Source organism: Sulfitobacter sp. 1A15299 (assembly GCF_043556915.1).
Classification (GTDB): Bacteria; Pseudomonadota; Alphaproteobacteria; order Rhodobacterales; family Rhodobacteraceae; genus Sulfitobacter.
In genome coordinates, this window is record NZ_JBIFFJ010000002.1 from 14,002 (window position 1) to 27,738 (window position 13,737).

A 13,737-nucleotide genomic window follows, 5' to 3' on the forward strand; every position below is an offset into this window, starting at 1 on the left:
GGGGGACTAATGTCCTCCCGAGAACCAGTCTACCCGCGAATAGTTGGCGCTGGCAGGCGCTGATAGAAGCGGCTAGGACGGATGCGGAGGAACTCCCATGCGCAACCCCGACAGCCTCACGACCAGACCGAACGAAGACACACCTCAGGGTTTGGCCTTTGCCATCGCAGCCTATGTCTTTTGGGGGTTCCTGCCCCTCTATATGAAGGCGCTGGCGCATATCCCGGCGGCCGAGGTCGTCGCCCACCGGGTGGTCTGGTCTGTGCCCATCGCAGCCTTGGTACTGGTGGTGATGCGGCGAACGCAGGATTTGACAGCTGCGCTTCTTTCCCCCCGGACGCTGCTCATGGGTGCGGTTACGGCGACGCTGATCTCGATCAACTGGGGCATCTATGTCTGGGCGATCGCCTCCGGCCACGCGCTTGATGCCGCATTGGGCTATTACATCAACCCTCTGTTCAGCATTTTATTGGGCGCCGTTCTTCTGGGGGAGCGTATGTCCAAGCGGCAACTGCTCGCAGTAGCCCTCGCCGTGGGAGCCGTGCTCGTGCTGGCACTGGACAGCGGTTCGATCCCATGGGTTGCCTTGGGGCTAACATTGAGCTGGGGCTTTTACGCGCTGGCCAAAAAGAGCCTGCCAATCGGGCCGAACCAAGGCTTTCTTCTCGAAGTGCTCCTCCTGCTTGTCCCGGCCCTGGCCTATATCGCCTACCTTACGTCCACCGGCCAGGGGAACTTCCTTGCCGGAACGCCGGTCGATACCTGGCTGTTGTTGGGCTGTGGCGCGGTCACAGCAGTGCCTTTGCTGGTCTACGCCAATGGCGCGAAACTCCTGCGGCTCTCGACCATCGGCATTCTGCAATACATTGCGCCAACCATGATCTTCATCGTTGCAGTATTCGTATTCGGCGAAGAGTTCGGCCGCGCGCGGATGATTGCCTTCCCGATGATCTGGGCGGCGCTGATCCTTTACTCGTCTTCAATGCTGCAACAGATGCGCCGGAGCCGTCCCGCCAAGGGGGCTGAAGGGCAAGGTTGAGCGTTTGGTAGATATCGACGATCGCTATAGGTTTCGCACCACGAAATTTGATTTCGTCTATCTAATTTGGAAGGGCGTGATGGGTTCCTTTGTCGATAATGTATCGCTGCATAAGACCCATGCGACGGTTCCGAGGACGTGAAGTTTTCTCGATGGATAGGATAAACCGACAACAACATCCGTATGGACGCAGGCGCGCTCCCCGGTATTGCGAGACCGCCTTTAGCCCTCACGGGGCGAAACCACTTCTATCAGAGGGGTAATGGCGGAGACGAAGGGATTCGAACCCTCGAGACCCTTCCGGGCCTACTCCCTTAGCAGGGGAGCGCCTTCGACCACTCGGCCACGTCTCCGTCGACCCGTCTAAAGAGGTCGCGCCCGAGGGGCAAGGCGAAATTCGTGGGAAATTCTGCATTTCTTGCGGTGGGTTTCTTTTTCGGCTCTCGTATCTGCCGCCCTGTGAGCGAATGCTGCGCTATTAACTGTGCTGCTGCGCAGAAACAGCCGCGCCCGTCCCCTTTGTAGGCGGAATTTTCCAACCATTTTGCGCGGCTGTAGCAACTTACACGGCAGCGTGATTAACTTGTGAAACGGTGCGAGGGAGTGGATAACCATTTGATTAGTTACATAAAAAAAGAACCCCGCCCTCCTTCGAACAAGCGAAACGCCCCGCCTGGCCCCCAACCTTGCGACCGCAGCGAAACCTTCACGGGGGACCGCCCGTTACTTCACCACAAACGATGACATCGCAATGACGCGATAGAAACGAAAACCTGAAGGAACACGCTATGAAACTCATCATGACCACCGCCGCCGCCGCTTTGATTTCCACCGCTGCCGTTGCCGACAACTCCACCCGTCACAACGACATTTTCCTCGACACTTCGGTAAGCGCCGACGCGGGCGATGTCTATGGCAACAATGACCGGATGCGGAACCCGAATGCCTCGACCAAGGCGAATGACATCATGCTGAACACTGCCGACAACGCCAAGGACCGCGACACCGTAATGAGCACGCGCAGCGCCCTGCGCAGCCCCGGTGAAGGCTATGTCTACGGTGGCTTCGGCCCGGGCAATGACAGCAAGTAAGCTGTTGACCCGACAAACAAAAATCCCGGCAGCGCGCGCTGCCGGGCTTTTTATGTGGGCGGAGACCTTGCCCCCTGCCCCGCCGATCAGGTGTTGAACAGGAAGTGCAGCACGTCACCGTCTTTGACGATATAGCCCTTGCCTTCGGCCCGCATCTTGCCCGCTTCTTTCGCAGGGCCTTCCCCGCCAAGGCTCACGAAATCATCATAGGCGATGGTCTCGGCGCGGATGAAACCTTTCTCGAAATCACCATGGATGACGCCAGCCGCCTTGGGCGCGGAGGTGCCGGACTTGATGGTCCAGGCGCGCGCTTCCTTGGGGCCGACGGTGAAATAGGTCTCGAGATGCAACAACTCGTAGCCTGCGCGGATCAGACGGTCGAGCCCGGCTTCCTTCAGGCCCATCTCTTCGAGGAACATCTCGGCCTCTTCAGTCTCAAGCTGGCTGATCTCTTCCTCGATCTGGGCGGAAATCACGACATGGGAATTGCCCTGTGCGGCGGCCATCTCGGCGACTTTACCGGAATGCTCATTGCCGTCGGCGGCCTCGGATTCGCCCACGTTGCAGACGTAGAGCACCGGTTTGGTCGTCAGCAGTTGGAGCATGCGCCACGCTTTGGCGTCCTCCTCGTCCACCTCGACCACGCGGGCGGGCTTGCCGTCTTCCAGCGCTTCCAGCGCCATGCGCATCAGGCGTTCTTGCTGGACCGCTTCCTTGTCGCCACCGCGCACTTTGCGGACGATGTTCTGCAGCCGTTTTTCAATGCTCTCGATGTCGGCCAGCATCAATTCGGTGTCGATGGTCTCGGCATCGGCCACCGGGTCAACGCGGCCTTCGACATGGGTCACGTCACCGTCTTCAAAACAACGCAGCACATGGGCGATGGCGTCGACTTCGCGGATATTGGCGAGGAACTGGTTGCCCAGACCTTCGCCCTTGGACGCGCCCTTCACCAGACCGGCAATGTCGACGAAGGTCATGCGCGTGGGGATGATGCTTTTCGAACTGGCGATCTCGGCCAGTCTGTCGAGCCGCGCATCGGGCACTGCCACCTCGCCGACGTTGGGCTCGATCGTGCAGAACGGAAAATTCGCCGCCTGCGCCGCAGCGGTGCGGGTCAGCGCGTTGAAAAGGGTCGATTTGCCGACGTTCGGCAGACCGACGATGCCCATTTTGAAACCCATGACGATACCCCTATAAAAGCTGCGCGTGTGTTAGGGGTACGGGCCGCAAAGCGCAAGGCTCAGCGCGCGCGTCGGTCCTGATGCGCCTGATAGATCAGGATCCAAGCCAGCAGGATGAACATCGGATGCGTCAGCCCGCCCGAAAAGATGATCGCGGGCAGCCAGATCAGAAACACCACGATGGACAGGATCGGCCGTCCGATCAGCAGGATCGACAGCGGCGGCAGGAAAAGGGCGAGTACATAATTCATGGCTCTTGAGATAGGAGGCTTTTGGCGAAATGGAAGGGCGCGGCCTGCCATAGGCGCCCACGGGAGGCGAATTTTGCCGCCCCCTGCCCCGCGGTGGATTGATTTTCACTGCGACATTCGGCATTGCCGAGGAAAGCACCAAATGAGGCAAGCCACATGACCCGTATCGACGCCAAATTCGAAGATCTCCGCGCCCGCGGCAAAAAGGCGTTTGTCTCATACGTGATGGCGGGCGACCCGGATTTCGACCGTTCGCTGGAAATCGTGCGCGGCCTGCCCGCCGCCGGGGTGGACATCATCGAACTTGGCCTGCCCTTCACCGATCCGATGGCCGATGGCCCGACGATCCAGCTTGCCGGTCAACGCGCCCTCGAAGGGGGCATGACGCTGAACCGCACGCTGGAAATGGTCCGCGCCTTTCGGGAAAATGACGACACGACGCCGATCGTGCTGATGGGCTATTACAACCCGATCTATTCCATGGGCGTCGAAACCTTCCTGAAAGAAGCCAAAGACGCCGGGATCGACGGGTTGATCGTGGTCGATCTGCCGCCCGAAGAAGACATCGAGCTTTGCCTGCCCGCGCAGGACGCCGGGTTGAATTTCATCCGCCTCGCGACCCCCACAACCGACGACAAGCGCCTGCCGCGCGTGGTGCAGAACACCTCGGGCTTTGTCTATTATGTCTCGATCACCGGCATCACCGGCTCGGCCGAAGCCAATGCCGCGGATGTCTCGCCCGAGGTGGCGCGCATTCAAAAGGCCAGCGGCCTGCCTGTCATCGTGGGCTTTGGCGTCAACACGCCCGAGAAAGCCCGCGCCATCGCCGAAGTGGCCGACGGTGTGGTGATCGGTTCGGCCATTGTCAGCCGGATCGCCAATGGCGACAGCGCAGAGGATGTGCTGAGCTTTGTGAAATCACTGGCCGACGGGGCGCATTCAGCCTAAGCCCCTTCGCTTCAGGAAACGAGCCCACGCCCGCGCAGCCCCATTGGCCGCGCGGGCTTTTTCGTTGCCGCAGCCTTCCCAATTGCCAAGCCCCCCACCAGTTGCTACCAAAAGTTAACCCATTCAGCACAGGTGGCCCATGCCCGTCATCACCAACATTGACGATCTCAAACGCATCTACAAACGCCGCGTCCCCCAGATGTTCTATGACTACGCGGAATCGGGCAGCTGGACCGAGCAGACCTTCCGCGAGAATTGCAGCGATTTTGACCAAATCCGTCTGCGCCAGAGGGTCGCCGTGGATATGTCGGGGCGCAGCACCGCGACGCAGATGATCGGCGAGGATGTGGCCATGCCGGTGGCCCTCGCCCCAGTGGGCCTGACGGGGATGCAATGCGCCGACGGGGAAATCAAAGCCGCGCGCGCAGCCGAAGCCTTTGGCGTGCCCTTCACCCTCTCGACCATGTCCATCAACTCCATCGAAGACGTGGCAGAGGCGACGACGAAACCCTTTTGGTTTCAACTCTATACCATGCGCGATCAGGACTATGTCAGCCGCCTGATCCAGCGCGCGAAAGACGCGAACTGCTCGGCCCTCGTCATCACGCTCGATCTGCAAATCCTCGGACAGCGCCACAAAGACCTGAAAAACGGCCTTTCCGCCCCGCCCAAACTGACGGTCAAAACACTCGCCAACCTCGCCACCAAATGGGGCTGGGGACGCGAGATGCTGGGCGCGAAACGGCGGCATTTCGGCAATATCGTGGGCCATGTGCATGGGGTCACCGACAACGCCGACCTTGGCGCTTGGACGGCGGAACAGTTCGACCCCTCGCTTGATTGGGACAAGATCGCCAAGATCAAAGAGCAATGGGGCGGCAAGGTCATTCTCAAGGGCATTCTGGATGCCGAGGATGCGCGCATGGCGCTGAAAGTCGGGGCCGATGCGATCATCGTAAGCAACCACGGCGGGCGGCAGCTCGATGGGGCGCTAAGCTCGATCCGCATGTTGCCAGAGATCCTCGACGCGGTGGGCGATCAGATCGAAGTGCATCTCGATGGCGGTATCCGCTCGGGTCAGGACGTGCTCAAAGCCATGGCGATGGGGGCCAAGGGCACCTACATCGGGCGCGCCTTCATCTATGGGCTGGGCGCGATGGGCCAGCCGGGCGTGACCCGCGCGCTGGAGGTGATCCACCGCGAGCTGGACCTGACCATGGCGCTCTGCGGAGAGACGCAAATTGCCAATCTCGGGCGGCACAACCTGCTGATCCCGCGCAACTTCGGCGGTGACTGGCAGGAACGTCCGCGCGATCCGGGCACATGCTGATCTTTCTCAGCCGCAACCTTACCTTTCTCGCCACGCCGAAAACCGGGACCACCGCTGTCGAAATGGCGCTGAAACCCGAGGCCGAGATTATCTTTTCGCGGGGGCGCAAACATGTAATCGCCCTGCGTTATCGGCGGCGCGTCCTGCCTTTTTTGCAGGAGACCTTCTCGGCCTCTCCCGAGGCCGTGGCGGTGATGCGCAACCCTGTCGAGCAAATCCGAAGCTGGTATCGCTACCGCAGCCAACCCCGGCTGGATGGCAAACCGCTCAGCACCAAGGGGCTCAGTTTCGAGGACTTCGCGCTCGAAGTCATCTCCGACGCGCCGCCGCCCCGTGCGCAGATCGGCAGCCAGTTTTCCTTTCTGACCTCCGACCATGGCGACCTGCTGGTCGAGCACCTCTTCGCCTATGAACGCCAACCGGCTTTTCGCGATTTTCTGGCGGAAAGACTGGGGCGAGAGATCAAGCTAAAGCCCAAGAACGTCTCTCCCGATCGGCCCGCGCCCCTGTCGCATGAGATCGAATCCCGCCTGCGCGCCGCACGCGCCAAGGAGTTCGCCCTCTATGACCGGCTCATGGCGGCGGATGGCTATCTGCGCACGCCGCAGGAATAGCGCCGCCCCCGCCCTTTTGCCCTTTCCAGCCGGGCAAAACCGGTCTATACGCGCGGCTTCACGCGGGAATACAGCCTTGGAGGATTCCCGCCCTAACAAATTTGGAGAGTAAAATGGCCGGAGAGATTCCTGATCTTGAAGCCTTGGAACGCACGGGGACAGGCAAGGGCGCCGCTCGTCAGGCACGCCGCAATGGCATGGTTCCGGGTATCGTGTTTGGTGGCGACAAAGAGCCGTTGCCGATCAACATCCCTTTCAACAAACTGCTGACCAAGCTGCGCGCAGGCCGCTTCAAAGCGACCCTGTTCAACCTCAAGGTTGAAGGCCACGACGACGTTCGTGTGATCTGCCGCGACGTTCAGCGCCACGTTGTCAAGGATCTGCCGACGCACATCGACCTGATGCGCCTCAAGCGGACCACCAAGATCAACCTGTTCATCAACGTCGAAGTCAAAGGCGAAGAAGAATGCCCCGGCCTGAAAAAGGGTGGCGTGCTCACTCTGGTCCGTCCGGAAGTTGAACTGGTCGTCACCGCCGCGGACATCCCCGAGCATGTGACCGTCGACGTCACCGGCCTCGAAATCGGCGACAGCGCGACCATCAGCCGCGTCGACCTGCCCGAAGGTGTGAAACCCACGATCGACCGCGACTTCGTCGTCGCCACGATCTCTGCACCTGCTGGTCTGGCCGCGTCGGAAGACGAAGATGACGACACGGCAGCGGACGAAGTGCCGACAACCGAAATGGGCCCGCCCGACGGTGAATGATAGCGCGCCGCAAGGCCGTGCTGAAACGGGGTCGCATCACGCGGCCCCGTTTTGCGTTGGGGCCCCGATTTCTTTTGAAGAAATCGCCCCCGGAATTTTTCAAAGATTCCAGCCCCCGCGCGCCATTTCACTCCCCCGCCCCAGTTGTTAGACTGCGTCCAACCACAGGAGATGCCCCATGAAACTGATCGTCGGCCTCGGCAACCCGGGCGGCAAATATGCCCGCAACCGCCATAACATCGGCTTCATGGCGCTGGACCGCATTGCCGATGACCACGGGTTTTCCCCGTGGAAGGGCAAGTTTCAAGGCAGCGTCAGTGAGGGGCGTTTCGGCTCTGACCGGGCGGTGCTGCTCAAGCCGGAAACCTTCATGAACAACTCCGGCCAATCGGTGCAGGCGGCGATGAAGTTCTACAAGATCGACCCCGCCGATGTGATCGTCTTTCACGATGAATTGGACCTCGCCCCCGGTAAGGTCAAATGCAAGACCGGCGGCGGCCATGCAGGCCACAACGGGCTGCGTTCGATCCACGCGCATATCGGGGCGGACTATGACCGCGTGCGCATGGGCATCGGCCACCCCGGCCATAAGGACGCGGTGGCGGGCTATGTGCTGCGCGACTTCCCCAAGGCTGACGAGGGCTGGCTGGATGATGTGCTGCGCGGCGTCTCTGACGGAGCGGCGGATCTTGCGCGGGGCGACACCGGGCGGTTCATGAATGCCGTGGCGCTGCGCGTGGCCCCGCCCCGCTCGGGCACCGGCAGCAAGGGGCCAAAGAAACCCACCGAAGCCCAGTCGAAGCCCGCCCCCAGCAAGCCCGAACCGGAGGCAGAGCCCCAATCGCCGCTGCAAAAGCTGATGGACCGCTTCCGCTGACGCTTTCCGCCCGACGCACCCCCCCCTGACGCCCCTCCTGACGCAATGTCGGGCTGGCCCCCGCCCCCGCGCCGTGGTTCACTGCGGGCCAACAGGGGGGATATCATGCGTGCATTCGGAAAATGGCTGGGCCGGGTCTTGCTGGCGCTTTTGTTGGCGGCCATCGTCATCGGACTTTGGAAGCGGGAAGAGATCGAGCGGCTCCTGGCGGTGAACTCTCTCTTCTCCGAAGAGAAGATCGTGCACAACTTCAGCCATATGGACGGCGCTTTCCTCTCCGCCCCCGTCCCACGCGGGAACGGGCTGACGACCGAGCTTCCCTATGGCCCCGAAACCGAACTGCCCGAAGCGGTCGACGACTGGATCGCGGCCCGTGACGTGACCGCGTTGGTGGTGCTGAAAGACGGCGCCATCGTCTATGAGAACTACTTCGAAGGCACCGGCCCCGAAGACCGCCGCATCAGTTGGTCCGTGGCGAAAAGCTATCTCTCGGCGCTCGTGGGCATCCTGCTGGAGGAGGGCCAGATCGCATCCCTCGACGATCCGGTGATCAAATATGCCCCCAGCCTGAAGGGCAGCGCCTATGACGGGGCCAGCCTGCGCAACGTGCTGCATATGGCCAGCGGCGTCACCTTTGACGAAGATTATCTGGACTACGATTCAGATATCAATCGCATGGGCCGGGTGGTGGCACTTGGCGGCAAGCTCGACGATTTCACCGCCGAATTGTCCGAGACCTTCACCGCGCCGGGCAGCCAGTGGCAATATGTGTCGATCGACACCCATGTGATCGGCATGGTGGTGCGGGGCGCCACCGGGCGCAGCGTCCCGGAGTTGCTCAGCGAGAAGGTCATCGCGCCCTTGGGGCTGGAACATGCGCCCTATTACATCGTCGATGGCTCCGGCACCGCCTTCGTGCTCGGCGGGCTGAACATGACCACGCGCGACTATGCCCGTTTCGGCCAGATGTTCGCCCAAGGCGGGCAGTGGAACGGCCAGCAAATCGTGCCCGAAGACTGGGTGAAGGAATCGACCAGCCCCACCGCCCCCACCGCCGAGGGACGCATCGGTTACGGCTACCAATGGTGGATCCCGCAAGGCGCGCCTGAGGGGGAATATATGGCGCGCGGCATCTATGGGCAGTACATCTATGTCGACAGCGCCCGTGATGTGGTCATCGCCACCAATGCCGCCGATCGCAAATTCCGTGAGGCCGGGGTGGCGGAACAAAACATCGAGATTTTCCGCCAGATCGCGGCCTCACTCGACTAGGAAAGCTGAGACAGAAAGGAAGCCATGACCCCGGACGACAGCATCAACGTTCTGAACCAGCCCCTTGCCATCTGCGGGACCGATCCGGTCACGGGCTTTTTCCGCGATGGCCATTGCAACACCTGCGCGCAGGATCAGGGCAGCCATACGGTCTGCGCGGTGATGACGGCAGAATTTCTGGCCTATTCGAAATATGTCGGCAATGACCTCAGCACCCCGCGCCCCGAGTTCGGATTTGCCGGGCTGAAGCCGGGCGACGCATGGTGCCTTTGTGCCGCGCGGTTCCTGCAAGCCGCGGATGAGGGCTGCGCCCCGCGGGTGCATCTGTCCGCCACGCATTTGCGCGCGCTCGATATCGTGCCGCTAGAAGTGCTGCGCGCCCATGCCATCTTCCCGAGTGAGGATTAATCATGCGCCTGCGTCTCTTGCCCCTCCTGCTGCTTCTGCCCGTCACCGCTTGGGCGGAAACCACGCTCCGCCCCGCCGATAGCGCTCGGCTTGATGGTTTCGATTCCGCCTTTGGCGATGCCATGATGCAAGCGCTGAACGGCGGCGACGCCGGGGATGTGGCGGCGCTGACCCGTGCGCTTTCCGGCAAACCTCAGGTTGCATTCTTCGCCGATTTGCAGGGCGATTGGTCGTGCCGAACGATCAAGCTGGGCGGGATCAGCCCGCTTGTGGCCTATTCGCCGTTCAAATGCCGCTTTACCGCCAGCGATCGCGGTTTCACCTTTGAAAAACTCACCGGTTCGCAGCTTACGAAGGGCGAGATCACTCTGCGCGACGGGCGCGCGATCTATGCCGGGGTGGGCTATGTCCGGGGCGAAACGCCGCCCGATTATGCGGATCTGCCCGCCGATTTCACCTCTGGCGGCAAGGTGCAAAGCGACGTGGCCGTGTTCCAGCGGGTCAGCCCCACCCGCGCACGGCTGCTCTTCCCGTCACCGGCAGTGGAAAGCGATTTCGATATTTTGGAACTGACGCGCTGAGGCGCCACGCCGCCTTTAGGCCGCGTGGCAGAGATGCAGTTTCGACTTGGGACGCGGCATCAGGGAATCGTCCATCAAGTCTTCGATAAAGGTGCTGAGAAGCTGGGTCCGCCCGGTCACGCCCGCCTTGCGGTAAATCGCATTGGTCTGCGCCTTGACGGTCCCTTCGGACGTGCCGCGCATTTCCGCAATATCGCGTGTATTCAAACCCTTGGTCAGGAAAATCGCCACATCCCGCTCGGCCGGGGTGAGGTGCCATTCGCGAAAGTGTTCTTCGAGCACATCGGCGAATTCCACCGTACAATGACGCAGCGCCGTCTCTGCCCGCTCGGCGCGCTGGAGGCTCATCCGCAGCGCCATCCAGCCCAGAACGACCCCGAGAATCAGACCCAAAACCTGAATGCCCTTGTTCGGTCCAATGTCAGCCAGCGGGGTGCCGAAAAGCGTCACGCCGCGCCCCTCCAGTGCGAAAACAAGCACGAAATAGACAGTGGCATTGAACTGTAGAGCGGCGATAACCCACAGTGCGATCTTTTTCTTATTATTCATGGTGAAGCCTTGCCTTGGTATCCGCCGTATTTAACCGCGGCTCACCGAAGTGCAAGGGATGGCGGGCATGCGCCTTGATCAACCCTTAGTGATTTGGCACCCGCCCCGGGGGGGCGAGTGCATTTCCTTAAGGCCAGTTTCAGGGTTAATCAGCTGGCCGGAAGACTGTTTTATCGCAATGCCTTAGCAGGCATTAGGCCGGTCTTAGCGCGGGAAACGGTTCACCTTGTCGGCGTCTTGCGCGGCGGGGAAAACAGTGACGGTCACATCAGATGTATCCTCTGCGCGGAAGGTGCCGCTGTTGAAGATGTCCAGCTTCACATTGTCGACCGCGTCGTTGCGGCTGGAGTAGGAAACGCCTGCGTCAGCTTTGTCGTTATAGCCGATTTTCTGGCCTTCCATACCCTGTGCGAAAACGGCGGAGCCTGCGGTGGCAAGGATCAGGGCGGTGGTTGCGAGTGTCTTTTTCATGTCGTGTCCTTTCGGGGGAAAGTCAGGGTCGCGCAGTGATCAGCGCGGGAAACGGTTGACCGACGCGTCGCTCTGCGCGGTCGGGAAGACGGTGATGGTCACGTCCGAGAGGTCTTCGGCGCGCAGGATACCGTCTTTGAAGATTTCCAGCTTGGTTTCATCCACGGCTTCGCTGCGGCTGGAGTAGGAAACGCCGTTGTCGGTCTTGTCGTTGTAGCCGATGCGCTGGCCTTCCATGCCCTGAGCGAAAGCAGCGGTGCCTGCGGTGGCGAGGATCAGTGCGGTTGTTGCGAGTGTTTTTTTCATCGTTTTAGCCTTTCGGGGAGAAAGTTAGGGGGGGGGAGGAGCCGTGGCCCGCGATTAGCGGACGAAACGGCCATCTTTCTGTGCGTCTTGCGTGGTGACGAAGACGGTTGCTGTTGCCTCGGCAGGTGTCTCGGCGCGCAGGTCGTCAAAGCTCAGAGCGTCGGAAGTGACGTTGCGTGTCGAATAGGCGGCCTCTGCGTTATCTGCGGAATAGCCGACTTGCTGGCCTTCCATGCCCTGCGCGAAAGCGGCGGTGCCTGCTGTGGCAAGGATCAGTGCGGCGGTTGCGAATGCGTTTTTCATATCGTGTTCCTTTCAGTCCCGGGTTGGGTTTCGAGCCACTCATCGGTGACGCGGTGTCGTTGGGATGACAGGGAAAAGGGCATTCGAGGGGGGATTGGCTATCTGCCCCGGGTTTAAATCGTCCGATCTAAACCCCTGTAAGAGCACCATAAACTTTGGTTTACGGTGCCGATCGGGTGCCAAAAACGGGGGTGGATTGCCTTAGCGTCAAGCCTGTAAGGGCGAAACGGTGTTTCGCGGGCGGGCGCGCGGGCTGCAACCAAAGGCTAGCCGGTCTTTTCGCGCTGTGAAAGTTTTTTCGCGCTTTTTCGGCAAAGAACTTCGCCCCCTGCCCAAAGTTTATGTGCAAATCACCTACCGCGCAGCGCCGCATATAAAAACGGGCCCGCGTTTTCACGCGGACCCGTCAAACTTGGCTCGGATTCGGATCGGGGATTTAGGCGAATTCACCCATATCGAAGTCCAATGCCCGGGCGACGGTGAAGATGTCCTTGTCGCCCCGGCCACACATGTTCATCACCAGCAGGTGGTCCTTCGGCAGTTCCGGCGCGATCTTCAGCACATGGGCCAGCGCATGGCTCGGCTCCAGCGCCGGGATGATCCCTTCGAGCGCGCAGCACAGTTGGAACGCCTCCAGCGCCTCGCGGTCGGTGATCGAGACATATTGCGCCCGGCCAATGTCGTGCAGCCAAGAGTGCTCTGGCCCGATGCCGGGATAGTCGAGCCCGGCAGAGATCGAATAACCTTCGAGGATCTGCCCGTCGTCGTCTTGCAACAGATAGGTGCGGTTGCCATGCAGCACGCCCGGACGCCCACCGGTGAGCGAGGCGCAATGCTCCATCTTTTCGTCCACGCCCTTGCCGCCGGCCTCGACCCCGATGATGTTCACCGATTTGTCGTCAAGGAAGGGGTAGAACAGCCCCATGGCGTTCGACCCCCCGCCGATGGCGGCGATCACCGTATCGGGCAGACGGCCCTCGGCCGCCTCCATCTGCTCGCGCACCTCTTTGCCGATGATCGCCTGAAAATCGCGGACCATCGCCGGATAGGGGTGCGGCCCGGCCACGGTGCCGATGCAATAGAAAGTGTCGCGCACATTGGTCACCCAATCGCGCAGCGCGTCGTTCATCGCGTCCTTCAGCGTGCCGCGACCGGAGGTCACCGGCACCACCTCGGCGCCCAGCAGGCGCATGCGGAAGACGTTGGGAGCCTGACGCTCAACATCATGCGCGCCCATATAGACCACGCATTTCAGGCCGAACTTGGCGCAAACCGTCGCGGTGGCGACGCCGTGCTGGCCCGCGCCGGTCTCGGCGATGATGCGTTTCTTGCCCATCCGGCGGGCGAGGATGATCTGCCCCAGCACGTTGTTGATCTTATGCGCGCCGGTGTGGTTCAACTCGTCGCGCTTCATATAGACCTTGGCGCCGCCCAGATGCTCGGTCAGCCGTTCGGCGTGATAAAGCGGGCTGGGGCGACCAACGTAATGAGTCCAGAGGTCGTGCATCTCGGCCCAGAAACTGTCGTCGGTCTTGGCCTTCTCATATTGCTCTTCAAGCTCAAGAATGAGCGGCATCAGCGTTTCCGAGACAAAGCGCCCGCCGAAATCGCCGAAACGACCCTGTTCGTCGGGGCCGGTCATGAAGCTGTTGAAAAGATCGTTGGCCATTGCGCCTCTCCTAGAATGTCGCGTCAGCCTTACCGCAGCCCGCCCGCCTGCGCCACCATGAGTTTCGGCAGGCGGCG

17 protein-coding genes and 1 tRNA gene are annotated in these 13,737 nt (G+C 61.1%); 10 read left to right on the top strand and 8 right to left on the bottom strand.

The window, feature by feature from the left end:
* Nucleotides 1–97: 97 nt before the first annotated feature.
* Nucleotides 98–1,039 (top strand): EamA family transporter RarD, encoded by a 942-nt coding sequence (gene rarD, locus ACGYK7_RS03260; RefSeq protein WP_394398972.1) that lies wholly within the window; start codon nt 98–100, stop codon nt 1,037–1,039.
* 263 nt (nt 1,040–1,302) lie between these two features.
* Here the strand turns inward: rarD and ACGYK7_RS03265 are convergent.
* Nucleotides 1,303–1,392 (bottom strand) — tRNA-Ser (locus ACGYK7_RS03265).
* 435 nt (nt 1,393–1,827) lie between these two features.
* Here ACGYK7_RS03265 and ACGYK7_RS03270 point away from each other — a divergent pair.
* On the top strand, nt 1,828–2,130 hold the full coding sequence (locus tag ACGYK7_RS03270) for a hypothetical protein (protein WP_394398974.1): 303 nt from the start codon (nt 1,828–1,830) through the stop codon (nt 2,128–2,130).
* Nucleotides 2,131–2,216: 86 nt separating this feature from the next.
* On the opposite strand, the gene ychF is transcribed toward ACGYK7_RS03270, so the two are convergent.
* Together ychF and ACGYK7_RS03280 are read right to left on the bottom strand one after the other, a co-directional pair.
* The gene (ychF, locus tag ACGYK7_RS03275; protein WP_394398976.1) at nt 2,217–3,314 is read right to left on the bottom strand and encodes a redox-regulated ATPase YchF; all 1,098 of its coding nucleotides are present in this window, start codon (nt 3,312–3,314) and stop codon (nt 2,217–2,219) included.
* A 59-nt stretch (nt 3,315–3,373) separates the two neighbouring features.
* On the bottom strand, nt 3,374–3,565 hold the full coding sequence (locus ACGYK7_RS03280; protein WP_067261693.1) for a hypothetical protein: 192 nt from the start codon (nt 3,563–3,565) through the stop codon (nt 3,374–3,376).
* Nucleotides 3,566–3,721: 156 nt separating this feature from the next.
* On the opposite strand from ACGYK7_RS03280, the gene trpA reads away from it, so the two are divergent.
* From trpA to ACGYK7_RS03320, 8 genes are all read left to right on the top strand, one after another.
* Nucleotides 3,722–4,513: a tryptophan synthase subunit alpha gene (gene trpA / locus ACGYK7_RS03285; protein WP_394398978.1), complete on the top strand. Its 792-nt coding sequence runs from the start codon at nt 3,722–3,724 to the stop codon at nt 4,511–4,513.
* A gap of 139 nt (nt 4,514–4,652) precedes the next feature.
* Nucleotides 4,653–5,843, top strand: a complete 1,191-nt coding sequence (locus ACGYK7_RS03290) for an L-lactate dehydrogenase (RefSeq protein ID WP_394398980.1) — start codon at nt 4,653–4,655, stop codon at nt 5,841–5,843.
* Nucleotides 5,837–6,457 carry a hypothetical protein gene (locus ACGYK7_RS03295; RefSeq protein WP_394398982.1) on the top strand — a complete coding sequence of 207 codons (621 nt, stop codon included), beginning with the start codon at nt 5,837–5,839 and terminating at the stop codon, nt 6,455–6,457. The genes ACGYK7_RS03290 and ACGYK7_RS03295 overlap by 7 nt, the downstream gene beginning before the upstream one ends.
* 113 nt (nt 6,458–6,570) lie before the next feature.
* Nucleotides 6,571–7,224 (top strand): 50S ribosomal protein L25/general stress protein Ctc, encoded by a 654-nt coding sequence (locus ACGYK7_RS03300; protein WP_394398984.1) that lies wholly within the window; start codon nt 6,571–6,573, stop codon nt 7,222–7,224.
* A gap of 178 nt (nt 7,225–7,402) precedes the next feature.
* Nucleotides 7,403–8,101, top strand: coding sequence for an aminoacyl-tRNA hydrolase (gene pth / locus ACGYK7_RS03305; protein WP_394398986.1), 699 nt, complete (start codon nt 7,403–7,405; stop codon nt 8,099–8,101).
* Between the two features lie 105 nt (nt 8,102–8,206).
* The gene (locus ACGYK7_RS03310) at nt 8,207–9,373 is read left to right on the top strand and encodes a serine hydrolase domain-containing protein (RefSeq protein ID WP_394398988.1); all 1,167 of its coding nucleotides are present in this window, start codon (nt 8,207–8,209) and stop codon (nt 9,371–9,373) included.
* A 24-nt stretch (nt 9,374–9,397) separates the two neighbouring features.
* Nucleotides 9,398–9,781, top strand: a complete 384-nt coding sequence (locus tag ACGYK7_RS03315) for a DUF2237 family protein (protein WP_394398990.1) — start codon at nt 9,398–9,400, stop codon at nt 9,779–9,781.
* 2 nt (nt 9,782–9,783) lie between these two features.
* Nucleotides 9,784–10,362, top strand: a complete 579-nt coding sequence (locus ACGYK7_RS03320; protein ID WP_394398992.1) for a DUF4893 domain-containing protein — start codon at nt 9,784–9,786, stop codon at nt 10,360–10,362.
* 15 nt (nt 10,363–10,377) lie between these two features.
* On the opposite strand, the gene ACGYK7_RS03325 is transcribed toward ACGYK7_RS03320, so the two are convergent.
* The 5 genes from ACGYK7_RS03325 to trpB all read right to left on the bottom strand — a co-directional run bounded on the left by ACGYK7_RS03325 (nt 10,378) and on the right by trpB (nt 13,660).
* Nucleotides 10,378–10,911 carry a LuxR C-terminal-related transcriptional regulator gene (locus ACGYK7_RS03325; protein ID WP_209217422.1) on the bottom strand — a complete coding sequence of 178 codons (534 nt, stop codon included), beginning with the start codon at nt 10,909–10,911 and terminating at the stop codon, nt 10,378–10,380.
* Nucleotides 10,912–11,115: 204 nt separating this feature from the next.
* Nucleotides 11,116–11,382: a tryptophan synthase subunit beta gene (locus ACGYK7_RS03330; RefSeq protein ID WP_394398994.1), complete on the bottom strand. Its 267-nt coding sequence runs from the start codon at nt 11,380–11,382 to the stop codon at nt 11,116–11,118.
* A 39-nt stretch (nt 11,383–11,421) separates the two neighbouring features.
* Nucleotides 11,422–11,688 (bottom strand): tryptophan synthase subunit beta, encoded by a 267-nt coding sequence (locus ACGYK7_RS03335; RefSeq protein ID WP_394398996.1) that lies wholly within the window; start codon nt 11,686–11,688, stop codon nt 11,422–11,424.
* Nucleotides 11,689–11,742: 54 nt separating this feature from the next.
* Nucleotides 11,743–11,991: a tryptophan synthase subunit beta gene (locus ACGYK7_RS03340; protein ID WP_394398998.1), complete on the bottom strand. Its 249-nt coding sequence runs from the start codon at nt 11,989–11,991 to the stop codon at nt 11,743–11,745.
* 436 nt (nt 11,992–12,427) lie between these two features.
* Nucleotides 12,428–13,660, bottom strand: coding sequence for a tryptophan synthase subunit beta (gene trpB / locus ACGYK7_RS03345; protein ID WP_394399000.1), 1,233 nt, complete (start codon nt 13,658–13,660; stop codon nt 12,428–12,430).
* Nucleotides 13,661–13,737: the final 77 nt, after the last annotated feature.

What these genes read in the sequence shown, in the direction of transcription:
- rarD (WP_394398972.1), top strand. Translation starts at nt 98, where the DNA reads ATGCGCAACCCCGACAGCCTCACGACCAGACCGAACGAAGACACACCT.
- ACGYK7_RS03270 (WP_394398974.1), top strand. Translation starts at nt 1,828, where the DNA reads ATGAAACTCATCATGACCACCGCCGCCGCCGCTTTGATTTCCACCGCT.
- ychF (WP_394398976.1), bottom strand. Translation starts at nt 3,314, where the DNA reads ATGGGTTTCAAAATGGGCATCGTCGGTCTGCCGAACGTCGGCAAATCG.
- ACGYK7_RS03280 (WP_067261693.1), bottom strand. Translation starts at nt 3,565, where the DNA reads ATGAATTATGTACTCGCCCTTTTCCTGCCGCCGCTGTCGATCCTGCTG.
- trpA (WP_394398978.1), top strand. Translation starts at nt 3,722, where the DNA reads ATGACCCGTATCGACGCCAAATTCGAAGATCTCCGCGCCCGCGGCAAA.
- ACGYK7_RS03290 (WP_394398980.1), top strand. Translation starts at nt 4,653, where the DNA reads ATGCCCGTCATCACCAACATTGACGATCTCAAACGCATCTACAAACGC.
- ACGYK7_RS03295 (WP_394398982.1), top strand. Translation starts at nt 5,837, where the DNA reads ATGCTGATCTTTCTCAGCCGCAACCTTACCTTTCTCGCCACGCCGAAA.
- ACGYK7_RS03300 (WP_394398984.1), top strand. Translation starts at nt 6,571, where the DNA reads ATGGCCGGAGAGATTCCTGATCTTGAAGCCTTGGAACGCACGGGGACA.
- pth (WP_394398986.1), top strand. Translation starts at nt 7,403, where the DNA reads ATGAAACTGATCGTCGGCCTCGGCAACCCGGGCGGCAAATATGCCCGC.
- ACGYK7_RS03310 (WP_394398988.1), top strand. Translation starts at nt 8,207, where the DNA reads ATGCGTGCATTCGGAAAATGGCTGGGCCGGGTCTTGCTGGCGCTTTTG.
- ACGYK7_RS03315 (WP_394398990.1), top strand. Translation starts at nt 9,398, where the DNA reads ATGACCCCGGACGACAGCATCAACGTTCTGAACCAGCCCCTTGCCATC.
- ACGYK7_RS03320 (WP_394398992.1), top strand. Translation starts at nt 9,784, where the DNA reads ATGCGCCTGCGTCTCTTGCCCCTCCTGCTGCTTCTGCCCGTCACCGCT.
- ACGYK7_RS03325 (WP_209217422.1), bottom strand. Translation starts at nt 10,911, where the DNA reads ATGAATAATAAGAAAAAGATCGCACTGTGGGTTATCGCCGCTCTACAG.
- ACGYK7_RS03330 (WP_394398994.1), bottom strand. Translation starts at nt 11,382, where the DNA reads ATGAAAAAGACACTCGCAACCACCGCCCTGATCCTTGCCACCGCAGGC.
- ACGYK7_RS03335 (WP_394398996.1), bottom strand. Translation starts at nt 11,688, where the DNA reads ATGAAAAAAACACTCGCAACAACCGCACTGATCCTCGCCACCGCAGGC.
- ACGYK7_RS03340 (WP_394398998.1), bottom strand. Translation starts at nt 11,991, where the DNA reads ATGAAAAACGCATTCGCAACCGCCGCACTGATCCTTGCCACAGCAGGC.
- trpB (WP_394399000.1), bottom strand. Translation starts at nt 13,660, where the DNA reads ATGGCCAACGATCTTTTCAACAGCTTCATGACCGGCCCCGACGAACAG.